A 23,381-nucleotide genomic window follows, 5' to 3' on the forward strand; every position below is an offset into this window, starting at 1 on the left:
AGCGAGCACTCGTTCACGCGCCGTCCCACGAAGTGACCGAATCGCGACGGAAGAAGGCGACCGTGGCCCCCGCGCCCGAACCACACACCATTACCAGCTCTGCTGATTTCGGAGCCAACGACTGGCTCATCGAGGAGATGCTCGACCGATTCCGGGCCGACCCCACGTCGGTCGACGCGAGCTGGCAGGCGTTCTTCACCGCCCAGGGCGAGGCACCCGCAGCCGCTCCCGCCCCGGCGGCCCCGCGCACCCCCGCCGCCCCGGCACCGGCTCCCGCCGCCCCAGCCCCAGCCCCAGCTCCAGCCCCGGCTCCGCAGACCGCCCGGCCGGCCGCACCGGCCGCACCGGCCGCACCGAAGTCCTCCCGGGTGGAGCGCCCGAACCAGGTGCGGTCCGGCCCCCGTCCGGTCCGCTCGGGCCAGGACTCCGGAGTGCCGGCGGATCCGCCGAACCCGTCGCTGCGCCCCGATGCCGGGACCGACCAGCCGGTGCGGACGGTGATGAAGGGTGCGCCGATGCGCACCGCCAAGAACATGGACCTCTCGCTCAGCGTGCCGACCGCCACCTCGGTGCGTACGGTCCCGATGAAGCTGCTCATCGACCAGCGGTCCATGATCAACAACCACCTGCGCCGGGCCCGCGGCGGCAAGGTCAGCTTCACCCACGTCATCGCGTACGCCCTGGTCCAAGCGGTCAAGGCCGTGCCGGCGATGAACAACGCCTACGACGTGACCGACGGCAAGCCCACCCTGGTGGAGAACCCGCACGTCAACCTCGGCCTGGCGATCGATCTGCCGAAGCCGGACGGCACCCGCCAGCTGCTGGTGCCGAACATCAAGGCCGCCGAGACACTGACCTTCGCCCAGTTCTGGGCGGCGTACGAGGAGCTGGTCCGCAAGGGCCGCGGCAACAAGCTCACCGTCGACGACTTCGCCGGCACCACCGTCTCGCTGACCAACCCGGGCCCGATGGGCACCCACCACTCGGTGCCACGGCTGATGAACGGCCAGTCCGCCATCATCGGGATGGGCTCGATCGCCTACCCGCCGGAGTTCGAGGGGTCCGACCCGGAGCGCCTGGAGGAGATGGGCGTCGGCAAGATCTGCACGCTCACCTCGACCTACGACCACCGGGTCATCCAGGGCGCCCAGTCCGGTGAGTTCCTCAACCGGCTGCACAACCTGCTGCTGGGGGCCGACGACTTCTACGAGGAGATCTTCGCCTCGCTGCGGATCCCGTACGCCCCCTACAAGTGGACCGCCGACAAGGGCCACCAGCACGAGGACGCGATCTCCAAGCAGACCCGGGTGATGGACCTGGTCAACGCCTACCGGGTCTCCGGTCACTTCCTGGCCGACATCGACCCGCTGGAGTACCACCAGCGTTCCTTCCCGGACCTGGAACTGGAGACCCACGGGCTGTCGGTCTGGGACCTGGACCGCTCCTTCGCGGTCGGTGGTCTCGGCCCGGACCAGAAGCGCTTCATGAAGCTGCGCGACATCATCATCACCATGCGCGACGCCTACTCGCGCTCGGTCGGCATCGAGTACATGCACCTCGGCTCGCCCGACCAGCGCCGGTGGATCCAGGACCGGGTGGAGCGGCTCTACACCCAGATCCCCAGCGAGGAGCACCTGCGGATCCTCGACAAGCTCAACGAGGCGGAGCTGTTCGAGACCTTCCTGCAGACCAAGTATGTCGGCCAGAAGCGGTTCTCCCTCGAGGGCGGCGAGTCGGCCATCGTGGCACTGGACGAGATCTGTGACCAGGCGGCCCAGGACGGCCTCGACGAGGTCGCGATCGGCATGCCGCACCGCGGCCGGCTCAACGTGCTGACCAACATCGTCGGCAAGTCGTACGGCTCGGTCTTCCGCGAGTTCGACGGCAATCTCGATCCGCGCTCGGTGCAGGGTTCCGGCGACGTCAAGTACCACCTCGGCGCCGAGGGCACCTTCACCGCGATGGACGGCTCGACGATCCGCGCCTCGGTCGCCGCCAACCCCTCCCACCTGGAGGCCGTCGACCCGGTGCTGGAGGGCATCGCCCGGGCCAAGCAGGACATGCTCGACCGCAGCTACGAGTTCCCGGTGCTGCCGGTGCTGCTGCACGGTGACGCATCGTTCGCCGGCCAGGGGGTGATCGCCGAGACCTTCCAGATGTCGCAGCTGCGCGGCTTCCGGACCGGTGGCACGATCCACATCATCGTCAACAACCAGATCGGCTTCACCACCTCGCCCGACTCCAGCCGCTCGACGTTCTACTCCTCCGACATGGCCAAGGGCTACGACGTGCCGATCCTGCACGTCAACGGCGACGATCCGGAGGCGGTGGTCCGCTCCGCCCGGTTCGCGTACGAGTTCCGCCGCGAGTTCAACAAGGACGTCGTGCTGGACATCGTCTGCTACCGCCGGCGCGGCCACAACGAGGGCGACGACCCGAGCTTCACCCAGCCGACGATGTACCGGATGATCGAGAACAAGCGCTCGGCCCGCAAGCTCTACGCCGAGTCGCTGATCGGCCGCGGACTGATCTCGATCGAGGACGCCGAGGCGGTGATGGACAAGTTCCACGAGCGCCTGGAGAGCGTCTTCAAGGAGGTCCGCGAGGACAAGGGCACCGACACCGCGTACACCACCACGCCGGACTACCCGGAGAAGTCCGAGTTCGAGCAGGGCACCGCGGTGAGCCCCGAGGTGCTCAAGCGGGTCGCCGACGCGTACGTCGACTACCCGGAGGGCTTCACCCCGCACCGCAAGGTGCGCCCCCAGCTGGAGCGTCGCGCCGCCGCGATCATGCAGGGCCCGATCGACTGGGCGACGGCCGAGCTGCTCGCCATCGGGTCGGTGCTGATGGATGGGCGTACGGTCCGGCTGACCGGCCAGGACACCCGCCGTGGCACCTTCTCGCAGCGGTTCGCCGCCGTCATCGACTCCGAGAACGGTGACGCCTGGGTGCCGCTGAAGCACCTCACCGAGGACCAGGGCAAGTTCCACGTGTTCAACTCGCTGCTCAGCGAGTACGCCGTGCTGGGCTTCGAGTACGGCTACTCGGTGGCCCGCCCCGATTCGCTGGTGATGTGGGAGGCCCAGTTCGGCGACTTCGCCGACGGCGCACAGATCATCTCCGACGAGTTCATCGCCTCGGGGATGACCAAGTGGGGCCAGAAGTCCGGGGTCGTGCTGCTGCTGCCGCACGGCTACGAGGGTCAGGGCGCCGACCACTCCTCGGCCCGGATCGAGCGCTGGCTGCAGATGTGCGCCGAGGACAACCTGGCCGTCTGCCAGCCGTCGACCCCGGCGAACTACTTCCACCTGCTGCGCCAGCACGCGCTGGTCGGCTGGCACCGCCCGATGATCGTGCCGACGCCGAAGTCCATGCTGCGCAACAAGCTGGCCACGTCGATGCCGGAGGACTTCACCCACGGCAAGTGGGAGCACGCCCTGCCGGATCCGTCGATCACCGACCCGTCGCAGGTCGAGCGGGTGCTGATCTGCTCCGGCAAGGTGCGCTGGGAACTGGTCCACGCCCGGGACAAGAAGGGTCTCAACGGCAAGGTCGCCATCGTCACCCTGGAGCGGCTCTACCCGCTGTCCACCGATGCGCTGCTGGCGGTGCTGGCGCCCTACCGGCACGTCGCCGACGTCCGCTGGGTCCAGGACGAGCCGGCCAACCAGGGTCCGTGGCCGTTCCTGCACAACCAGATGCTGCCCGAGCTGACTGCCAAGGACCCGGGCCGCGACTGGGCTGCCGTCCCGGCCATCGCCCGGCCGGCCTCGGCGACCACCGCGGTCGGCAGCAAGAAGCGCCACGATGCGGAGGAGCAGGCCCTGATGGATGCCGCCTTCGGGCCGCGCGGGTGAGGTCGGTGTACTTCACCGATCGGGGCATCGAGGAGCTCGAGGCGCGCCGCGGGGAGGAGCAGGTCTCCTTCGCGTGGCTCGCCGAGCAGCTCCGGTTCTTCGTCGATCTCAACCCGGAGTTCGAGACCCCGGTCGAGCGGCTGGCCACCTGGCTGGCACGCCTGGACGACGACGAGCCGGCCGGCCCGGCGGACTGATTCCGCCGCCTCGGCATCCCCCGCCTCGGCCGGCGGGCCGCGGGTCCGTCAGGACCCGTCGGTCCGCCGGCCGACGAGGTGCCGGGTCGACGCCGGCAGCAGGACGAACACGATCACCAGCACCGAGGTGAGGCCGAGCATCACCGTCACCCAGGTCGTCTCACCGCCGCGGAAGCTCCAGGCGGTCGGTACCTGGATCAGTTGCGCCGCCAGCACCGGACCGCGGGCGTACGCCCGGCCGGCCAGCAGGGCGTACGCCCCGAGCAGCAGCACTGCCCCCCAGGCCACCAGCAACAGCGCCGTGACCGCTCCGGAGACCACCCGCCCGGTGTGCAGCTGGCCGAGCTCGTACAGGCCGAAGGAGACGAACCCGAGGGTCTGGAGCGCGAGCAGGACGGCGACGCCCCGGAGCGGGCCGGGGGCACCGCCCCAGCGGGTGCCGAGGAAGGACAGCGGTGAAGTCACCGCACCAGAGTAGGCCCTGGTCGCCAGGAGGCCCTGGCCGGCGCTGTTCCGGGACAGAGATTGTGATTGTCGTCACAAGGTGTGGTTGAAGACTCAGGGACCTCCTAGACTGGCCCACGGTTTTTCCCCGGGCCTCCGGGGGCCGGACACCCGGACCAACATTCCCCAGGAAGGGGGACGAAGGGGCTTGTGCCCCTCGGGTCCCGTTGCGTAGCTTGAGGCTGTATCCGGTTCGTTGATCAGGGAGTAGGAAATCGGTATGGATTGGCGCCACGAGGCTGCCTGTTTGGACGAAGATCCCGAGCTGTTCTTCCCCATCGGCAATACCGGGCCCGCACTCCTCCAGATCGAGGAAGCGAAGAAGGTCTGCCAGCGGTGCACCGTGCGGGAGGAATGCCTCGCCTGGGCCCTCGAGGCCGGTCAGGACCATGGCGTCTGGGGCGGGATGAGCGAGGACGAGCGCCGCGCCTTCAAGCGCCGCAAGGCCCGCTCCCGGGTCCGTACCGCCTGATCGTCCGGTCGACCTGATCGCCAGGTCGTCCAGATCCGTCCCTCAGAGCTCCGGGACGGGCACGCGGACCATCGCCTCGACCCCGCCCTCGGGGCGGTTGTTCAGGCTGAACGTCCCGTGCATGTCCGCAACCAGCGTCTCGACGATCCCCAGCCCCAGGCTGGTGGTCTGGGTGGGGTCGAAGCCGTCCGGTAGGCCGTGTCCTGCGTCGAGGACCCGGACGAGGAGTTCCCCGTCGACCCGCGAGGGCACCACCTGCACCTCCCCGCTCTGTCCGCCGAGCCCGTGTTCCACGGCGTTCTGGCACAGTTCCGTCACCACCAGGGACAGGTTGGTGGCGATCACCGGGGAGACCTTCCCGAAGCTCCCCTCCCGGCGGACCCGCGCGGGTGACCCCGGGGTCGCCACGTCGCCGACCATCGCCAGGATCCGGTCCGCGACGTCGTCGAAGGCAACGTCCTCGTCGAACGAGTGGGCCAGCACCTCGTGCACCGCGGCGATCGAGGAGACCCGCGACATCGCCTCGGCGAGGGCCTGCTTGGCCTCCTGGGAGTTGACCCGCCGGGCCTGCATCCGCAGCAGCGCCGACACCGTCTGCAGGTTGTTCTTGACCCGGTGGTGGATCTCCCGGATCGTGGCGTCCTTGGTGATCAACTGCTGGTCCAGCCGGTGGATCTGGGTGATGTCCCGCAGCAGCACACAGGCCCCGGCGGAACCCCCGACGGCGTCGTGGAGCGGAGTGAACCGGAACCGCAGGGCGACGTTCTCCACCGTCACCTCACGCTCCACCGCCTCCCGACCGGTGAGCAGCCGACGCATCTCCTCCTCGCCCCCCAGTTCGTCGCGGAAGCTGACCGGAGTCGCGGTGACGATGTCTCCCAGGTGGCCGGCGCGACGGTACGCCGAGACGGCGTTGGGCGTGGCGTAGCGGTATTCGCCCTCCGGGCCGATCCACATCAGCCCGTCACCGACCCGCGGCGACCGGGTCGGGTGCGAGCGGGTCCCGGGCAGCGGGAACTCGCCGCGCAGCAGCATTTCCCGGAGCACCTCCGCGATGGCGATGTAGGCGTCCTCCAGGGCACCGTTCGCCCGTACGCCCATCTGGTTGGTGTGCTGCTCCACCACGGCGACCACGGCACCGTCCTGCACCAGCGGGATGGCGTGCATGTCGACCGGGATGCCGCTGGCCAGCTTGTTGTCGCTGGTCTCGCAGCTCTCCCCCGACCAGTACGCCTGCAGGGCCAGCGAGTCCGGGTCGTAGCGCACCGCGTCACCGACGACGTCGTCGAGCAGCGCGGTGGGACCGGTGGTCGGCCGGATCTGGGCGACCGCCCACATCTGGTTGGGGTCCCGGTCGGGCACCCAGAGGATGAGGTCGGAGAAGGAGAGGTCGGCGAGCAGGTGCCACTCGTTCACCAGCGATCGCAACCACTCGGCGGCCCGAGGATCCAGATCGGTGTGCGTCGCCAGGAGGGTGGACATCTGCGGCATGGCCACAGCCTACGCGTCCACGTGGTAGCGCCCTCCGACCCCGCCCGGCAGCGGACCGGGGGCCGCGCCGGCGGTGCCGGACCGGGACGGATTTGCGGTCAGGGGGGTGTGACGTGCGAAAATGCCGTGTTGTCCTTACCGGCGGCGATCGCGTCGACGTCGATCGGGATCGACCACCGCCATCGCACACCACAGGGAGGCCCTCATGGGTAAGACCGGCCGCAAGCGCCGCGCGCGTCGCAAGAAGGGCGCGAACCACGGCAAGCGCCCCAACGCCTGAGTCCCAGGCCGAGACCGCACCAGCCCCCGGGCCGTCACTGACGGCCCGGGGGCTGGTTCGTCGTTTCCGTCGTCCCGGCGTCCTCGATCAGGCGCTCACTCGGCCGCGGGCTCCCCGCCGGCACCGGTGCCGGTGGCACCGTCCGCCGGCCGGGACGGACCGCGATAGGTGGTCCGGACCAGGGTCCCGGTCACCGTCGTCCGCCGCACCAACACCCCCGACGCGTCACGCATCGTGGTGGAGATGGTCGTCCGGGTGGTGTTGACGGTCACCTCGGTCCCGGAGGAGCCGCACTGGGCGACGACGGCCGCCCAGACCCGGTCCCGCAGGCCCGCCGGGGCTGCCGGCGGCTGCGCGCAGCTGCGGTGCAGCAGTCCCTTGATCGTCCGTTGGACGCGGTACACGTCCGCGCAGTCCGGGCAGGCCAGCAGGTGTTCGCGCACCGCGTCCGCGACGTCGCTGTCCAGTTCCCCGTCGAGGAACGCGCAGATCAGGTCGCGACTGGCCCGGCAGTCCATCCGGTGCATCTCGGTCATGACTCTTCCTCCCGGGAACGTCCCAGGCCCCGCTCGTGGGCGTAGTCCGCCAACAGGTCACGCAGCTGCTTGCGGCCGCGGTTGATCCGGCTCATCACCGTACCGATCGGGGTGCCCATGATCTCGGCGATCTCCTTGTAGGAGAACCCCTCGACATCGGCCAGATAGACAGCCATCCGCCGCTCGGGACTCAACTGGGCCAGGGCGTCACTGACGTCACCGTCCGGGATCCGTTCCAGCGCCTCGGTCTCGGCCGACTTCAGCCCGGTCGAGTCGTGGTCGGCGGCCCGGGCGATCTGCCAGTCCTCGACCTCCTCACCACCACTGATCTGGGGGCGGCGCTGCTGCTTGCGGTAGGTGTTGATGTAGCTGTTGGTGAGGATCCGGTACAACCACGCCTTGATGTTGGTGCCCGGCCGGTACTGGTGGAACGAGGCGAACGCCTTCGCGTACGCGTCCTGCACCACGTCCTCGGCGTCGGCGGCGTTGCGCGTCATCCGCAGCGCCGCGCCGTACAGCTGGTCGAGGTAGGGCATCGCCTCGCGCTCGAACCGTGCGGCGCGTTCCTCCGGGGTCTCGGTCGCCGGGTCGATCCCGGCCACGTCCGCATCCGGCGGGGCCACGAGGGCGGACCCGTCGGCATACGCCTCGTCGGCGGTGTCGTCGGTCTGGGGCTCGGTCATCAGTTCCGAGCCTAGCCGCTTCCGCACCCCCACGGCCGGAAGAGGCCGCAGTGCCGGATGGTCGAGGAGGGCTGTGCTCACGCTGACTGGAACGACCGGGCCGGCCGGTCTATTCCCCCGGCCCGTCCTCCCCAGGCTCCGCCGCCTCCGGCAGCAGCGGCGCGACCAGGTCCGGGGAGTTGTTCGCGACCTTGCCGACCGCGGGCGAGACCGGGTGGCCGGTGATCCCGGCGCCGGGATCACCGGCCAGCAACCCGGCGATCTGCTCGCGGTCCTGCAGGTCGCGGTCGAGCCAGGCATCACGCACCTCCGGTCGGACGGGCACCGGCATCCGCTCGTGGATCCGGCCCAGGTCATCGGTCGCCGCGGTGGTGAGCACCGCACAACTGATGAGCATCCGCCCGGGATCGTCCTTCGCCAGCCGGTCGTCGAACCAGACCTCCCACAGCCCGGCCATCGCCAGCGGCCGCCCGTCGGCCCGATGGATGAACCATGGCCGGCGCTGCGAGCCTGCCTTCTCCCACTCGTAGTACCCGTCGGCCGGCAACAGACAGCGCCGGCGCAGATAGGCCGACCGGAATGCCGGCTTGGCGCCGGCAGTCTCGGCGCGGGCGTTGATCAGCCGGGCGGCGCCGGCGGGATCCTTCGCCCAGGACGGCACCAGACCCCAGCGCATCGGCACCAGGGACCGTACGCCGCGCCGTTCGACCACCGCCCGGACGACATCGGTCGGCGCCACGTTCCAGGACGGCCCGGGCACCCCGGCGACGACCTCGGTGATCTCGAACTCATCCACCAGGTCGTCCACCCGGGCACTCGACGCGTACCGGCCGCACATGTGCCCACCGTAACGGCGTGGCCCGGTTGGCCTCCAGACCCCGGGGCAGTAAGAATGAGGCATGGCTCTTTCGCGCGCAGTGGCCCGGACGATGCTGGCCAGCGTCTTCATCTCCCAGGGCGTCAAGGCCGTCACCGACCCCAGTTCCACCTCCGTCCAGGCCGAGATGCTGCGTGACCGGGTCGCCCCGTTGCTCCGGCGGGTCGCGCCCGACCCGATCGCCTCCCGGGTGCCGGACGACGCCGCCGCCTGGTCGCGGCTCCGTGGCGTCGCCCAGGTGCTCGGCGGCGTCGGCCTGTCGACCGGGCTCGGCCGTCGCTGCGGGGCGCTGGTGCTGGCCGCCTGCAACCTGCAGGACCTGGTCGCCACCGGCGGGCTCGGCCGGAAGGCGTTCGGTGACCCCGAGGTGCTGACCAAGGTGGCGCTGACCGGCGGCGTGCTGTTGGCCGCCCAGGACACCGAGGGGCGTCCCGGACTGGGGTACCGTTCCCGGACGGCCTGCGCCCGGACGCAGGCCGGCGGCCGTACCGGGCGCAAGGCCACCCGGAAGGCTTCCCGCACGGCCACGCGGGGCACCCACAAGGCCGGCCGGGGCACCCGGCAGGACGTCCGGTCGGCGACGACGGAGACGAAGTCCGGCCTTGCCTCTTGAGCCCATGGATGCCAGTGCCCTGACCACCGAGGGATTCTGGGCGGCCCCGAAGCTGCGGCACGCCCTGGACCGCGAGGTCGTCATCCCCGGGTCGAAGTCGGCGACCGCGCGGGCCCTGGTGGTGGCTGCGCTCTCCGACGGGCCCTCCACCATCACCGGCGGTCTGGATGCCCGCGACACCCAGCTGATGCGCGATGCGCTGCGGGCCCTCGGGGTGCGGATCCACACCAGCTTCCTCGGCGCCGCCGGGGACGATGCGGCCTTCGGCGCCCCGGGCGCCCAGCAGTCGCGTCCGCTCACCTCCGCGGTGTGGTGTGTCCGGCCGCCTCGCCGGTTCGTCAGCACCGGCGACATCGACTGCGGCCTGGCCGGGACGGTGGCCCGCTTCGTCCTGCCGATCGCCGCGATGGCCGAGGGACGGACCTACCTCCACGGCGACGAGGGGATGTCCGCCCGGCCGATCCGCCCGCTGCTGGACGCGCTGGTCGACCTCGGTGCCCGGATCCCCGACGATGCGGTGGCGATCCCGCTCACCCTCACCGGCCGCCCGGACCTGCCCGGCGGGCCGGCGATCATCGACTCCAGCGCCTCCAGCCAATTCGTCTCCGGGCTGCTGCTGAGCGCTGCCCGGTTCCGCGACGGACTCGACCTGCGTCACGAGGGCGCGACGCTCCCCTCGCTCCCGCACATCCAGATGACCGTCGACATCCTGCGTGATCACGGCGTACGGGTGGACCAGCCGGAGCCGACCCGGTGGATCGTCACGCCGGGCCCGATCCGGGCCGGCGACATCGCGATCGAGCCGGATCTGTCCACCGCCGCACCCTTCCTCGCCGCCGCGGTGCTCACCGACGGCACCGTCCGCATCCCGCACTGGCCGTTGGAGACCAACCAGCCGGGCGCGCTGCTGCTCCCGCTGCTGGAGCAGCTCGGTGCACGGGTACAGCTGGAGCCGGCGACCGACGGCCGCACCGGCACCCTGTCCGTCACCGGCCCGGGGCACTGGGACCTCGACGGCTTCGACATCGACCTCTCCGACGCCAGCGAGCTCACCCCGGTGGTGGCCGCCATCGGCGCGCTCGCCAACGGGCCCAGCCGGATCCGCGGGGTCGGGCACATCCGCGGTCACGAGACCGATCGGCTGGCCGCCCTGGAGGCCGACTTCCGGGCCCTCGGCGCCGACGTCGACCAGACCGAGGACGGCCTGGCCCTCCGGCCGGCGGTGCTGCACGGCGGCCCCTGGGGGGCGTACGCCGACCATCGGCTCGCGCAGGCCGGGGCGTTGCTCGGCCTGGTGGTGTCCGGGGTGATGATCGACGACATCGGCTGCACCTCGAAGACGATGCCGAGTTTCCCTTCCGCCTGGTGGTCGCTGGCGACCGGGAGCGGCCGGTGACCCCGCGGTACGGGATCCGGGCCGACGACCACGAGGGCTTCGACCGTCCCGGCCGGGGCAGCCGGCCGCGGACCAAGGACCGGCCGGACTATTCCGTCAAGCCGGTCGGCCGGGTGATCGGCATCGACCGCGGCCGCTATGCCTGCATCCTGGAGGGCCGGGTGCCCTCCCCCGAGGCCCGGGTAGTGGCCACCAAGGCTCGGGCGCTGGGCCGCAAGGGCGTCATCGTCGGCGACCGGGTCCATCTGGACGGCGACGTCTCCGGCGAGGAGGGCACCCTGGCCCGGATCGTCGAGGTGCTGGAGCGGACCAGTGTGCTGCGCCGCACTGCGGACGACGACGATCCGTACGAACGACCGATCGTCGCCAACGCCGACCAGCTGGTGATCGTCACCGCGCTGGCCGATCCGCCGCCCCGGACCGGGATGATCGACCGCATCCTGGTCGCCGGGTACGACGCCGGGATCCGGCCGCTGCTGTGCCTGACCAAGGCCGACCTGGCCTCCCCCGCGGAGCTGCGCGCGGCGTACGAGCCGCTCGGAGTGCCCGTCGTGGTGATTGACCCGGACGCCTCCTTGGCGCCGCTGCAGGCCGAACTGGCCGGCCACACCAGCGTCCTGGTCGGTCACTCCGGGGTGGGCAAGTCCACCCTGGTCAACCGGTTGATCCCGGAGGCGGACCGGCAGACCGGCCAGGTGAACGCGGTGACCGGTCGGGGCCGGCACACCTCCACCTCGGCCGTCGCCCTGGAACTGCCCGACGGCGCGGGATGGGTGATCGACACCCCCGGCGTACGCTCCTTCGGCCTGTCCCACGTCCGCCCCGCGTCGATCATCGAGGCCTTCCCCGACCTGGCCGAGCACACCCTCGACTGCCCCCGCGGCTGCACCCACGAGGCCGGCGCCCCCGGCTGCGGCCTGGATGCGGCGGTCGCTGCCGAGGCGGTGTCGGAGGTCCGGGTGGCCTCCTACCGGCGGATGCTGGCCCACCGGAACGACCGGGGCTGACCACCCGGCCGGGGCTGACCGTCGCCGACGCCCGGGGACCGGCGGCCGATACGCTGGCCCCATGAGCGCGACCTCCTCCCCGGCCTTCCCCGTCAACGACGACCTGGGGGTGGCGCTGTTGCTGGCCGATGCCGCGGACACCATCTCGCTGGCCCGGTTCCTCGCCCTCGATCTCGAGGTCTCCACCAAGCCCGACCTGACCCCGGTCAGCGATGCGGACCTGGCGGTGGAGGACGAGCTGCGCGAGCTGCTGGCGGGGCTGCGACCGGCGGACGCGGTCCACGGGGAGGAACGGGCGGACACCGGCCACGCGCAGCGGCGCTGGATCATCGACCCGATCGACGGCACCAAGAACTATGTCCGCGGGGTGCCGGTGTGGGCCACCCTGATCGCCCTGATGGACGGCCCGGACGTGGTCACCGCCACGGTCAGCGCTCCCGCCCTCGGCCGACGGTGGTGGGCGGCCCGCGGTGACGGCGCCTGGACCCGGGTGCTCGGCCGGCACGCGGCGCCCTGTCGGGTCTCCACCGTCGCGGACCTGCGGGACGCCTCACTGTCGTTCTCGTCGCTGTCCGGGTGGTTCGACCTCGGCCGGGGCGACCGGTTCGTGCAGCTGACCCGGGACATCTGGCGGACCCGCGGGTTCGGCGACTTCTGGTCCTACATGCTGGTCGCCGAGGGCGCGGTCGACGTGGCCACCGAGCCCGACCTGGAGTTGCACGACATGGCCGCCTGCAGCCTGATCGTCACCGAGGCCGGCGGCCGGTTCAGCAATCTCGACGGACACGACGGCCCGGTCGGCCGCAGCGCCGTCGCGTCCAACGGGCTGCTCCACGCCGCGGTGCTCGACCGGCTCGGCCGGTAGGCCACCTGGCGGGACGGGTGACGGGCCCGCCCCGGCAGGTGGCCGAGCGACCGATCAGCCGATGGTGGCCAGCCGGATCGTCTCCGGCATGTCCAGCAGTGCCTCGATCAGGTCGCGGTCCAGCGCGGTCAGCGTGTCGGTCACCACGTAGCCGAGCTCACCGCGGGTGGACAGCTGCTGGCGCTCGATGTTCACGCCGTGCTCGCCGAGCACGCCGTTGACCTTGGCGAGCACACCGGGGACGTTCTTGTGCAGGTGCAGCAGGCGGGCGTGGTCGACGTGGCTGTCGAGGTGCAGCTCCGGCATGTTGACCGACATGTTCGTCGAGCCCGAGCGGACGTAGTCGAGCAGCTTGCCGGAGACGAAGTGACCGATGTCCTCCTGGGCTTCCTGGGTCGATCCACCGACATGCGGGGTGAGGATGACGTTGGGGATGCCCTGCAGCACCGAGGTGAACGGCTCGCCGTTCTTCTTCGGCTCCTCGGGGAAGACGTCGATCGCCGCGCCGGCGATGTGGCCGGACAGCAGGTTGTCGCGCAGCGCGTCGAGGTCGACGACGAAGCCGCGGCACAGGTTGAGGAACAGCGCCCGGTCCCGCATCATCGCGAACTCCTCGGCGCCGAAGAGGTTGACGTTCTCCTCGCGACCGTCGACGTGCAGGCTGACCACCTCGGCGGTCTCCAGCAGCTGCTGCAGCGACGAGCACTTGTGCGCGTTGCCCAGGGCCAGCCGGTCGGCAATGTCGTAGAAGTACACCTGCATGCCCATCGCCTCGGCGATGACCGACAGCTGGGAGCCGATGTTGCCGTAGCCGACGATGCCGAGCTTGCGGCCGCGGATCTCGTGCGAGCCCTTCGCCGACTTCTTCCATTCCCCCCGGTGCAGCTCGCTGCTGCGATCGGTGAGGTGGCGAGCCATGCCGATGATCTCGGCGATGGCCAGCTCGACGACCGAGCGGGTGTTCGAGTACGGCGCGTTGAACACCGCGGTGGCGGTGTCGGTCGCGGCCTTCAGATCGATCTGGTTGGTGCCGATGCAGAACGCGCCGACCGCCATCAGGTCCGGCCGCGCCTCGAGGATACGGCGGGTCACCTGGGTCTTGGAGCGGATGCCGAGCAGGTCGACGCCGTCCAGCGCGGCGATCAGCTCCGCCTCGTCCATCGCGCCCTTCTCGTGCTGGACGTCCATCCCGAACGCCTCGAGGGCCTGGACCGCTGACTGGTGGATGTTCTCCAGAAGAAGTGCCTTCACGGTCACGGAGTCTAGGAGGATGCCACGCGGAACACGACCCGTCAGCCATATCAGAACAGCATGACCTGGTTGACAAGGGGAAATACTGGGCTCGGCGGAGTCACTCCGGCAGTCGCGGGACGGCGGCCAGCAACGCGCGGGTGTACGGGTGGCGCGGGGCGGCCCAGATCCGCTCGGCCGGGCCCTCCTCCACCACCCGGCCCGCGGTCATCACCACGACCCGCTCGCACAGGTGCCGGACGACGGCCAGGTCGTGGCTGACGAACACCAGGGTCAGTCCCTCGGCAGCCACCAGGTCACCGATCAGGTTGAGCACCTGGGCGCGGACCGACACGTCCAGCGCGGACACCGGTTCGTCGGCGATCAGCACCTCGGGCCGGGGCGCCAGCGCCCGGGCCAGCGCGATCCGCTGCCGCTGGCCGCCGCTGAACTCGTGCGGGAACCGCCCGGCATCGGCGGGGTCGAGACCGACCTGGCGCATCACCTGGGCGAGCCGGGCACGACGGTCGACGGGCACCGTGTCCCGGCCGCGGACCCGTCGGGACCGGAGCGGCTCGGTGATGCTGGCCGCCACGGTCATCCGCGGGTCCAGGGACGTCCGGGGGTCCTGGAAGACCATCTGCACCGCGGCCCGCAGGAAGCCGAGTCGTCGCTCGGGCCGGTCGGTCAGCTCGGTGCCGCGGAAGGTGATGCTGCCGCTGGTCGGCCGGTCGAGGGCCGCCATCATCCGGATCAGGGTGGACTTCCCCGACCCTGACTCCCCCACGATGCCGAGCCGCTCGCCGCGGCGGACGTCCAGGGTGATGTGGTCGACGGCCGGCCGTTCGGCCCGGTCGTAGCGCCGGACCACCCCGGTCACCCGGTAGAGCGGCTCCTCGTCCCCGGCGGCTGCGGAGGTCATGGCGTCCCTCCCGGCCGGCCCGGCACCCGGGCGCAGTGCTCCCAACTGTCCGGCACGGCGGCCAGTCCGGCGATCGGCGCGGTGCGATCGAAGTGGTCGGCGACCGTGGGGAGCCGGGCCCCGGGCGCGACCCGGTCGAGGCGCCCGGTGGCGACCAGGCCGCGGGTGTAGGGGTGCCACGGGTCCGCCAGCACCTCCGGCAGCGGTCCGGCCTCGACCAGGTATCCGTCGACCATCACCATCACCACGTCGACGACCCGGGCCAGCACGGCAAGATCGTGGGTGATGAACAGCGTCGCGGCGCCGCGCTCGGCGAAGTGTCGGCCGAGCACCCCGAGCACCGCCGCCTGGGCGGTCACGTCGAGCGCTGTGGTCGGCTCGTCGCAGATCGTCAGCACCGGGTCGTTGACCAGTGCCATCGCGATCAGCGCCCGTTGGCGCTGCCCGCCGGACAGTTGGTGGGGATAGCTGTCGGCGATCCGCTCCACCTCCGGCAGCGCGACCGTACGCAGCATCTCCCGCACCCGGGCCCGGGTGTCGCCGCCCCGGTGGCCGTGCAGGGCGACCAGCTCGCCGAGTTGCCGCCCGATCTTCATCGTCGGGTCGAGGGCGGTCATCGGCTCCTGGAAGATCATGCTGTACGTGTCCCCCCGCAGCCGGGAGAGCCGCTTGTCGCTCGCGGTGGTGACCTCCAGCATCGCCTGCTCGCCGTTGCCGGTGGCCGGCGCATCGCTGCCGGACACCGGGACGGCGAGCCGGATGCTGCCGCCGACCCGGGCGGTCTCCGGCAACAGCCCGAGCAGCGCCAGCCCGGTGACGGACTTGCCGGAGCCGGACTCCCCGATCAGGCCGACCCGCTGCCCGGGGGCGATGCTGAACGTCAGCCCGTGCACCGCCTCCCGATGGCGACGGCCGAAGGCGATCCGCAGGTCGTGTACCCGCACCAGCGCGTCGGTCCTCAGGGCGCCGGTCATCGTCCGGTCTCTCGCAGCCGGGGATCCAGCAGGTCGCGCAGGCCGTCGCCGAGCAGGTTGAAGCCGAGCACCGCCAGGCCGATCGCCAGCCCCGGCCAGACCGCCAGCATCGGGGCGGTGTAGAGGTAGGCCTGTGCTTCGTTGAGCATCCGGCCCCAGGTCGGGGTGGGCAGCGGGGTCGACAGGCCGAGGTAGCTCAACGCCGCCTCGGAGAGGATCGACATGCCGAAGGCCATCGACGCCTGCACAGCCACCACCGGGGCGATGTTCGGCAGCACGTGGCGGACCGCGATGCCGGCCGGCCCGGTGCCGGCACCGCGGGCCGCCAGGACGAAGTCCGACACCATCACCTGGAGTGTCGCGGCCCGGGCGACCCGGACGAACGGCGGGATGTTGGCCACCCCGATCGCCACCATCGCGGTGCCGGTGGAGCCGCCGAACACCGCCGCCAGCATGATCGCCAACAACATTGCCGGGAAGGCGTAGAGGATGTCGTTGGCCCGCATCACCAGGCCGGACACCCAGCCGGTGCGGCGTTCCGTCTGCCGGGCGGCGCCGGAGCCGGCGCCCGCCAGGATGCCCAGTGGAACCCCGACGACGGCGGCGATCGCGACGGCGACGACGCCGACCGCCGCGGCGATCCGGGCGCCGACCATGATCCGGGACAGGATGTCGATGCCGTAGCCGTCGGTGCCCAACCAGTGCTGCGGCCCCGGCGGCAGCAGCAGCGCCCCGGGGACCACTGCCACCGGATCGTACGGGGTGGCGAACAGCGAGAGTAGAGCGGTGAGCAGCGTGCCGGCGACCAGTACCGCCCCGGCGACCAGCGCGGCGCGCTTCATCCGCGGCCCCTCCGCTCGGCGCGCAGACGGGGGTCGAGCAGGGCGTAGGACAGGTCGACCAAGGCGTTGATCGTCAGCACCGCGAGGACGAGGAGCAGGACGATGCCCTGCACCACCATCAGGTCGCGCTGGGCCACCGCGTCGAGCAGCAGCCGGCCGAGCCCGGGCAGCGCGAAGACCGATTCGATGATGATCGCCCCGGCCAGCAGGGTCGACAGCTGCAGACCGATCACCGTCACCACCGGCAGCGAGATGTTCCGCAGCCCGTGCCGGAGCAGGGCCGGCACCGTACGCCACCCGCCGGCCCGGGCGGTCCGGTAGTAGTCCTCCTTGAGCACCTCGATCGTCGCGGAGCGGACGTAGCGGGTGAGTACCGAGGCCTGGACGAGGGCGAGGGCGGCGACCGGGAGGACCAGGTGCGCGGCCCAGCCGCCGACCCCGGCGGAGAGCGGGACGTAGCCGTTGGCGGGTAGCCAGCCGAGTCGGACGGCGAACAGCAGGGTGGCGAGGATGCCGAGCCAGAAGCCGGGCACCGCCAGGCCGACCTGGGAGAGGGCGGACACCGCGAAGCCGTCGGCGTGCCGGCGGCGGACGGCGGCCCACATCCCGGTCGGCACCGCGAGCAGCACGGCGAGCAGCATCGCCAGCCCGACCAGCCAGCCGGTCACCCCGAGCCGCGGGATCACCTGCCCCAGCACCGGCTCGCCGGTGAGGTAGGACCGGCCCAGGTCGCCGTGCAGCAGCCCGCCCAGCCAGGACAGGTAGCGCACCGGCCAGGGCCGGTCGAGGCCGAAGTCGTGCTCGAGCCGGGCCACTGCCTCCGGGGTGGCCTGGACGCCGAGCACCACCTGGGCGACGTTGCCGGGCAGTGCGGAGCCGACCCAGAACACCAGCACCGAGGCGACCAGGACGCTGGCCAGGAAGACCGCCAGCCGCCGCACCAGCCGCAGCGGCAGGGCCGGCGCCCGCACCGACGACACCCGTTAGCTCCCCACTGCGGCCCGGGTCACGTCGAAGCTCAGCGACGTGGCATTGGCGTTGAGGCCGGTGACCTGCGGGGAGGTGACGACGAGGTTGGGCAACAGGAACAGCCAGTCGGCGGCTGCGTCGTCGGAGAGCAGCTTCGCCGCGGCCCGCTGGTCGTCGATGTACTCCTGGGCGGTCCCGGCGTCGGCGGCGGCCATCAGCGTCCGGAACTGCTCGGAGTCGTAGTGCCAGTAGTACGACGGGTCGGCGAAGTTGACCAGGTCACGCGGTTCGACGTGCGCCACGATGGTCAGGTCGTAGTCACCCTGCCGCATCACCACATCGATCCACCGGGCGGGGAACTCCAGTTCGTCGATCACCACGGTGATCCCGACGGCGGCCAGCTGGCTCTGCACGAACTGGCCGGCGCCCTTGGCGTACGCCAGGGTGGGCAGTCGCAGCCGCAGGGTGAGGCCCTTGGCGTAGCCGGCCTCCGTCAGCAGCTCCTTCGCCTTGGCTGGATCGTACGGGTAAGCGCCGGACAGGTCCTGGTACCAGGGGTCGGTCGGCGGCACCATCGAGCCGATCAGCGTCCCCTTGCCGTTCCAGACCGAGTCGAGCAGCGCCTTGCGGTCGATGGCGTAGCTGATCGCCTGGCGCACCCGCTTGTCCTTCAGCGCGGGGTTGAGGTTGTTCATCCCGAGCACCACCTCGCCGTTGGTGGTGCCCTGCATCACCGTGTACTTCGTGGTGTCGGAAAAGCGGTCCAGTGCCTGCGGCGCCTGCACGTTGGAGATCACGTTGAGGTCACCGGACAGCATCGCGGCGTTCATCGCAGTGGCGTCGGTGAAGTAGCGGAAGGTGACGGTGTCCGGACGGGCCCGGGTGCCCCAGTACCGGTCGTTGCGCACCAGCTCGATCTGGGACCCCTTGGTCCAGGCCTTCAGGGCGTACGGTCCGGAGCCGGCGGGGGTGGTCGCGAAGTCCGCCCCGGAGCCGGAGTCGAAGATGATCCCCGCGGTGGAGCTCATGTTCCACAGCCAGCTGTTCGACGGGCGCTTCAGGGTGACCACGGCGGTGTGGTCGTCCGGCGTGGCGACGTTGTCCACCACCGACATCTGGGTCTTCAGCACGGTGCTGGTCTCGGCGCTGAGGATCCGCTCGATGCTCCACTTCACGTCGGCCGCGGTGAGCGGGCGACCGGAGGCGAAGCTCGCCCCCGGCTCCAGGTGGAAGGTGTACGTCCGCCGGTCCGGGCTCACCGTCCACTCCTTGGCCAGCAGGCCCTGCAGCTGACCGGTGCTGTCGACCTTCACCAGGGTCTCGTAGACGTTGTAGAGCAGCACCTGCGGGATGGCGGCGGCGTTGTTCATCGTCGGGTCGAGGGTGGGCGGTTCGGCGGTGGCGCCGATCACCAGGGTGTTCGCGGGCAGGTGGCTCCCCGAGGAACGGGCGCCCTGACCCGAGCAGCCGGCCAGCAGCACCGCCAGCCCGGTCACCCAGGCCACCACAATCCCCAGTCGACGACGCATGCCCACCTCAACCCTCCGGTCCCGACCTCCGATGTCCGAGAGACATCCTCCCACGTGTCACCCGGCCGGCCGTCGCACCTCGGGAACGAGATCGGCGTACGCCGGCCAGAGCCCGGCCGTGGTGGCGGCGAGCAGCGCCACCAGGCAGGCCTCCTCGACCACGTCGGCGGCCGCGGTGAGCAGCAGATCGAACAGTCGTCTCGGGTCGGTGGCGGGGTCAACCGGCACCCGGCCGGAGGCCAGACAGAACATCGTGTCTCCGTCGAACATCCGATGCACCGGCCGGACGGCGCGGGCCAGCCCGTCGTGGGCCACCTGGGCCACCTTCGTCGTCTGGTCCCGGTCCAGCGTCGCGTCGGTGAGCACCGTCGCGATGGTGGTATTGAGCGGCAGGGTCGGCACCCAGTGGAGGGCCTCGGCGATCGCCGCCCGCTGGTCCGCGGTGGGGGCGGGCAGCGACCCGAGAGTGTCCGCCCAAGGCCGGCCGGTACGTTCGTCCACCGCCGGGCCCGAGGCGTTGAGCACCAACGCGGCGCCGATCCGGAACGGCCCGGCGATCCGCTCCGCATAGCCGAATCCGCCGCGCAGACCGCCGCAGACCGCTCCGGTGCCGGCACCGACCGAGCCGACCGGGGGCAGCTCGCCCGGTCCGAGGTCGGCCCGGAAGGCGGCGTCCAGCGCCCGTGACCCGAAGCTGGCGTCAGGCCGATGAGCGCTCACCCCACCGCGGCCGAGATCGAAGATGACCGCGGCGGGCACGATCGGCACCACCGCGGCCGGCGGATCGGCCGGGGGCGCCGGCACCGGGAAGCCGATCCCGCGCTCCTCCAGACCCGCCATCGCCCCGTCAGCGGCGGCCAGCCCGTACGCACTGCCTCCGGTGAGGACCACCGCATGGATGTCATGGACCATCGCGGTGGGCCGGAGCAGATCCGTCTCCCGGGTCCCGGGACCGCCACCGCGGACGTCGACGCCGGCGGTGGCGCCGTCACGGGCCAGGACGACCGTCGTCCCGGTCAGCCAGCCGTCACCACGGGCATCGTGATGGCCGATGGAGAAGCCTTCGATCATGGGTCCACGGTAGTTCCGGGAGGCCGGGATCACCCGATTTGCATTGCCGGCAGATCGGGTCTAGAGTTCAGACTCGTTGCCGACGCGGGGTGGAGCAGCTCGGTAGCTCGCTGGGCTCATAACCCAGAGGTCGCAGGTTCAAATCCTGCCCCCGCCACGATGGGATGTCTCAGGACATCGGAATGGCTCGAACCTATGTTGTGTAGGTTCGAGCCATTCGTGGTCTCCGGGTTCCGGGTGGGCGGCGTCGATGATGCGGAGGCATCAGCGCTCCCCGGAGCCTGATCCGCCCCGAGGGCTCGCAAACGGACGGTCCCCCGACAGCCCGCGGGATGTGGTGTGATGTCGGTCATGGCCCAGCCGTCCGTCCACCTCGACTACCCCGTCCACGAGCGTCGGCTCGACAACGGGCTGCGGGTGGTGGTGAGTCCGGATCACGCCACCCCGACGGTCGCGGTCAACCTGTGGTACGACGTCGGGTCCCGCCACGAGCGGCCGCACCGCACCGGACTGGCGCACCTGTTCGAGCACCTGATGTTCCAGGGGTCGGGGCACGTCGGGTCGGCGCAGCACATCGCGATCCTGGAGGCGGTCGGCGCCACCGCCAACGCCACCACCTCGTTCGACCGGACCAACTACTTCGAGAGCGGTCCGGTCGGCGTCCTCGACCTCGCCCTGTGGCTGGAGGCCGACCGGATGGGTACGCTGCTGTCCGCCCTCGACCAGGTCAACCTCGACAACCAGCGCGACGTCGTCAAGGAGGAGAAGCGGCAGCGCTACGACAACGTGCCGTACGGGGATGCGTTCCGCCACCTGTTGGCGCTGTCCTTCCCGGAACGGCACCCGTACGCCCACCCCACCATCGGCTCGATGGCGGACCTCGACGCGGCCCGCCTGGACGACGTCCGGATCTTCTTCCAGGCGCACTACCTGCCCGGCAACGCCGTGCTGTCGATCGTCGGGGATGTCACCCCGGACGAGGCCTGGCGGAAGGCCGACCATCACTTCTCCCCGATCGCTCCGCGGATCCTCGGCGAGCGGCCGGCCACCGGGCCGCTGCCGCCGCTCACCGGGGTGCCCCGGGTCGACCTCGAGCAGCCGGTGCCGGCGGACGCCGTCTACCTGAGCTGGCGGCTGCCGGCTCTCGACACCCGCGCGTACGACGCTCTCGCGCTGGCGATGGACGTGCTCGGCGACGGCCAGACGTCCCGCCTGCACCGGGCGCTGGTCCGCGACCGCGGCCTCGCCGAGTCCGCCGGCAGCGGCACGGTCGGGCTGATCGACGGCACCTCGCTCGGCTTCGTGGTCGCCCGGGCCCGGGAGGGCACCACCGCCGGACAGCTCGAGGAAGCCCTGGGCGAGGTGCTCACCGACTACCTGGCGAGCGGCCCGACGCCCGACGAACTCGCCCGGGCCCGCGCCCAGCACGAACTGGTCGCCCTGCAGGAACTCGCCTCGATCGCCGACCGGGCCGACCTGCTGTCCGGCTACGCGACCCTGTACGACGACCCGACCCTGGTGAACCGGCACCTGCCCGAGGTGCTGGCCCTGTCCGACGAGGAGATCACCGCAGGCCCGGCCGAGTACCTCCGCCCGGAGCATCGGGCCACCCTTGCCTACCATTCCACGCTGCAGCGAGGTGCGGCATGAGCTTCGATTTCCTCCGCCGTCCGCCGCGGCCACGGCCGACTCCGGCCGAGCCCGCACCGTGGCAGGCGCCGTTGCCCACCCTGCGGTGGTTGGACAACGGGATGCGCGTCGTCGTGCACCAGCTGCCCGGCCAGCACGTCGTCTCCGCCGTCCTGGTCCTGGAGCTGCCGCTGGCCACCGAGCCCCGGCGGCTGGAGGGCATCGCCACCATCGGCGCCCGGTGTCTGGACGAGGGCACCGGGCGGCATCCGGGCCCCGCCTTCGCCGAGGAGCTGGCCCGCGCGGGTGCGGTCCTGTCGCTGTCCGTTGCCCAGGCAGGAGTCCGGGTCCACCTGGAGGTGCCGATCAGCCACCTCGACCGGGCGCTGGCACTGTTCGCCGAGGCTGTCATCCGACCGACCCTGGCCGAGGCGGACATCGAGCGCCACGTCGCGTTGCGGCTCGCCGAGATCGACCAGGTGCTGTCCCGACCGGCGTCCTTCACCCCACTGCTGCTGCGGGCGGTCGTCTTCGACCCGAGCAGCCGCGCCCAGCGGCCGGCCGGGGGCACCCGGGCGACCTTGGAGCAGATCCGGCCCGACGACGTCCACGCCTTCCACGCCGTTCACTTCGATCCCAGCCGGGCCGCCCTGGTGCTCGGCGGCGATTTCACCGGCACCGACCCGTTCCCGCTGGTCGAGGCGATCTTCGGCGGATGGTCCGGGACCGGACTGCCGCCGGCCGGGTACACCGCACCCGCCCCTGCCCGGCCCGCCGTCGTCCTCGCCGATCGGCCGGGGGCGGTGCAGGCCGACATCGCGTTCGGCGGCCCGGCCCCGGATCGTACGGATCCCCGCTGGGCCGACCTGGGGGTCGCCACCCACGCCGTCGGTGGCGCCTTCTGGAGCCGGCTCAACCGGGTGCTCCGCGAGGAACGGGGGTTCACGTACGGCATCTCGATGGGCCTGCTGCCGTTCCGCGCCGGCGGCGCCTACTCGGTCACCTCGAGTTTCCGCACCGAGGTCGCGGCACAGGCCGTGGTGGCGGCCCGCCGGCTGATGTCCTTGCACGGTGCCCCGCTGACACCGGCGGAGGTGACCGACGCGGTGGCATTCTCCGTCGGCCTGCTGCCGCTGCGGCTGGCGACGGCGCGCGGGATGGTCGAGCAGACCGCCTCGAACCTGTTGAACGGCCTCCCGCTCGGTTACGTCAATGAACACCTGGCCCGGATCCGCGCGGTGACGACGGCCTCGGCGACCGCCGCCTACACCGAGGTGGTCGACCCGGCTGCGATGAGCCTGGTGGTGGCCGGTGATGCCGGCACCCTGCTCGGCCCGCTGGCCGAGCAGGGGATCATCCCCGACCGGGTGGTCCGGCCGGAGGACGTGGTCGGCTGAGGCCGGCCCGGCCGCCCCCACCCCCCGCTCGGCGCGT

Annotated in this window: 21 protein-coding genes, 1 tRNA gene and 1 pseudogene; 11 read left to right on the forward strand and 12 right to left on the reverse strand. The window is 71.5% G+C overall.

What is annotated here, in order from left to right; genetic code table 11:
• Window positions 1–62 precede the first annotated feature (62 nt).
• Together R0145_RS09745 and R0145_RS09750 are read left to right on the forward strand one after the other, a co-directional pair.
• Window positions 63–3,860: a multifunctional oxoglutarate decarboxylase/oxoglutarate dehydrogenase thiamine pyrophosphate-binding subunit/dihydrolipoyllysine-residue succinyltransferase subunit gene (locus R0145_RS09745; protein ID WP_317836626.1), complete on the forward strand. Its 3,798-nt coding sequence runs from the start codon at window positions 63–65 to the stop codon at window positions 3,858–3,860.
• 5 nt (window positions 3,861–3,865) lie between these two features.
• The gene (locus tag R0145_RS09750) at window positions 3,866–4,057 is read left to right on the forward strand and encodes a DUF6104 family protein (protein ID WP_317836627.1); all 192 of its coding nucleotides are present in this window, start codon (window positions 3,866–3,868) and stop codon (window positions 4,055–4,057) included.
• Between the two features lie 48 nt (window positions 4,058–4,105).
• Here the strand turns inward: R0145_RS09750 and R0145_RS09755 are convergent, their stop codons facing one another.
• A complete protein-coding gene (locus R0145_RS09755; protein WP_317836628.1) occupies window positions 4,106–4,522 on the reverse strand; it encodes a hypothetical protein in 417 nt (138 codons plus the stop codon).
• Window positions 4,523–4,781: 259 nt separating this feature from the next.
• Between R0145_RS09755 and R0145_RS09760 the strand changes: the two genes are divergently transcribed.
• On the forward strand, window positions 4,782–5,033 hold the full coding sequence (locus tag R0145_RS09760; RefSeq protein ID WP_153572968.1) for a WhiB family transcriptional regulator: 252 nt from the start codon (window positions 4,782–4,784) through the stop codon (window positions 5,031–5,033).
• 42 nt (window positions 5,034–5,075) lie between these two features.
• On the opposite strand, the gene R0145_RS09765 is transcribed toward R0145_RS09760, so the two are convergent.
• Window positions 5,076–6,524 (reverse strand): sensor histidine kinase, encoded by a 1,449-nt coding sequence (locus tag R0145_RS09765; protein WP_317836629.1) that lies wholly within the window; start codon window positions 6,522–6,524, stop codon window positions 5,076–5,078.
• 205 nt (window positions 6,525–6,729) lie between these two features.
• Between R0145_RS09765 and R0145_RS18425 the strand changes: the two genes are divergently transcribed.
• On the forward strand, window positions 6,730–6,804 hold the full coding sequence (locus R0145_RS18425; RefSeq protein ID WP_369797015.1) for a 50S ribosomal protein bL37: 75 nt from the start codon (window positions 6,730–6,732) through the stop codon (window positions 6,802–6,804).
• 95 nt (window positions 6,805–6,899) lie between these two features.
• Here R0145_RS18425 and R0145_RS09770 read toward each other — a convergent pair whose 3' ends face one another.
• From R0145_RS09770 to R0145_RS09780, 3 genes are all read right to left on the reverse strand, one after another.
• A complete protein-coding gene (locus R0145_RS09770) occupies window positions 6,900–7,340 on the reverse strand; it encodes an anti-sigma factor family protein (RefSeq protein ID WP_317836630.1) in 441 nt (146 codons plus the stop codon).
• Window positions 7,337–8,023, reverse strand: coding sequence for a sigma-70 family RNA polymerase sigma factor (locus R0145_RS09775; RefSeq protein ID WP_317836631.1), 687 nt, complete (start codon window positions 8,021–8,023; stop codon window positions 7,337–7,339). The genes R0145_RS09770 and R0145_RS09775 overlap by 4 nt, the downstream gene beginning before the upstream one ends.
• A 109-nt stretch (window positions 8,024–8,132) precedes the next feature.
• A complete protein-coding gene (locus R0145_RS09780) occupies window positions 8,133–8,861 on the reverse strand; it encodes an SOS response-associated peptidase (protein ID WP_317836632.1) in 729 nt (242 codons plus the stop codon).
• A 61-nt stretch (window positions 8,862–8,922) separates the two neighbouring features.
• Between R0145_RS09780 and R0145_RS09785 the strand changes: the two genes are divergently transcribed.
• The 4 genes from R0145_RS09785 to R0145_RS09800 all read left to right on the forward strand — a co-directional run bounded on the left by R0145_RS09785 (window position 8,923) and on the right by R0145_RS09800 (window position 12,781).
• Window positions 8,923–9,513, forward strand: a complete 591-nt coding sequence (locus R0145_RS09785; protein WP_317836633.1) for a DoxX family membrane protein — start codon at window positions 8,923–8,925, stop codon at window positions 9,511–9,513.
• A 4-nt stretch (window positions 9,514–9,517) separates the two neighbouring features.
• Entirely contained in the window at window positions 9,518–10,909 is a 1,392-nt protein-coding gene (aroA, locus tag R0145_RS09790; RefSeq protein ID WP_317836634.1) for a 3-phosphoshikimate 1-carboxyvinyltransferase, read from the forward strand.
• Window positions 10,906–11,916: a ribosome small subunit-dependent GTPase A gene (gene rsgA / locus R0145_RS09795; protein WP_317836635.1), complete on the forward strand. Its 1,011-nt coding sequence runs from the start codon at window positions 10,906–10,908 to the stop codon at window positions 11,914–11,916. Before aroA ends, rsgA begins: the two co-directional genes overlap by 4 nt.
• A 61-nt stretch (window positions 11,917–11,977) precedes the next feature.
• On the forward strand, window positions 11,978–12,781 hold the full coding sequence (locus R0145_RS09800; RefSeq protein WP_317836636.1) for an inositol monophosphatase family protein: 804 nt from the start codon (window positions 11,978–11,980) through the stop codon (window positions 12,779–12,781).
• Between the two features lie 54 nt (window positions 12,782–12,835).
• Here R0145_RS09800 and serA read toward each other — a convergent pair whose 3' ends face one another.
• The 7 genes and pseudogenes from serA to R0145_RS09835 form a co-directional block, all read right to left on the reverse strand.
• Window positions 12,836–14,032, reverse strand: a complete 1,197-nt coding sequence (gene serA, locus R0145_RS09805; protein ID WP_317836637.1) for a phosphoglycerate dehydrogenase — start codon at window positions 14,030–14,032, stop codon at window positions 12,836–12,838.
• 100 nt (window positions 14,033–14,132) lie between these two features.
• Entirely contained in the window at window positions 14,133–14,933 is an 801-nt protein-coding gene (locus tag R0145_RS09810; protein WP_317836638.1) for an ATP-binding cassette domain-containing protein, read from the reverse strand.
• A gap of 119 nt (window positions 14,934–15,052) precedes the next feature.
• A pseudogene (locus R0145_RS09815) lies at window positions 15,053–15,907 on the reverse strand (ABC transporter ATP-binding protein); the annotation flags it as partial.
• Window positions 15,904–16,749 carry an ABC transporter permease gene (locus R0145_RS09820; protein WP_317836639.1) on the reverse strand — a complete coding sequence of 282 codons (846 nt, stop codon included), beginning with the start codon at window positions 16,747–16,749 and terminating at the stop codon, window positions 15,904–15,906. The gene R0145_RS09820 and the pseudogene R0145_RS09815, both read right to left, overlap by 4 nt.
• Complete coding sequence (locus tag R0145_RS09825) at window positions 16,746–17,705, reverse strand: ABC transporter permease (RefSeq protein ID WP_317840206.1); 960 nt, start codon at window positions 17,703–17,705, stop codon at window positions 16,746–16,748. Before R0145_RS09825 ends, R0145_RS09820 begins: the two co-directional genes overlap by 4 nt.
• Before the next feature lie 27 nt (window positions 17,706–17,732).
• A complete protein-coding gene (locus R0145_RS09830) occupies window positions 17,733–19,247 on the reverse strand; it encodes an ABC transporter substrate-binding protein (RefSeq protein WP_317836640.1) in 1,515 nt (504 codons plus the stop codon).
• Window positions 19,248–19,304: 57 nt separating this feature from the next.
• Window positions 19,305–20,318 carry a P1 family peptidase gene (locus R0145_RS09835; RefSeq protein WP_317836641.1) on the reverse strand — a complete coding sequence of 338 codons (1,014 nt, stop codon included), beginning with the start codon at window positions 20,316–20,318 and terminating at the stop codon, window positions 19,305–19,307.
• A gap of 83 nt (window positions 20,319–20,401) precedes the next feature.
• Here R0145_RS09835 and R0145_RS09840 point away from each other — a divergent pair.
• From R0145_RS09840 to R0145_RS09850, 3 genes are all read left to right on the forward strand, one after another.
• Window positions 20,402–20,475: transfer RNA gene (locus tag R0145_RS09840), tRNA-Met, on the forward strand.
• Between the two features lie 194 nt (window positions 20,476–20,669).
• Window positions 20,670–21,968 carry a pitrilysin family protein gene (locus tag R0145_RS09845; RefSeq protein ID WP_317836642.1) on the forward strand — a complete coding sequence of 433 codons (1,299 nt, stop codon included), beginning with the start codon at window positions 20,670–20,672 and terminating at the stop codon, window positions 21,966–21,968.
• The gene (locus R0145_RS09850) at window positions 21,965–23,344 is read left to right on the forward strand and encodes a pitrilysin family protein (protein ID WP_317836643.1); all 1,380 of its coding nucleotides are present in this window, start codon (window positions 21,965–21,967) and stop codon (window positions 23,342–23,344) included. Before R0145_RS09845 ends, R0145_RS09850 begins: the two co-directional genes overlap by 4 nt.
• The last annotated feature ends 37 nt before the right edge of the window (window positions 23,345–23,381 follow it).

The organism is Raineyella sp. W15-4 (assembly GCF_033170155.1).
Lineage (GTDB): Bacteria > Actinomycetota > Actinomycetes > Propionibacteriales > Propionibacteriaceae > Raineyella.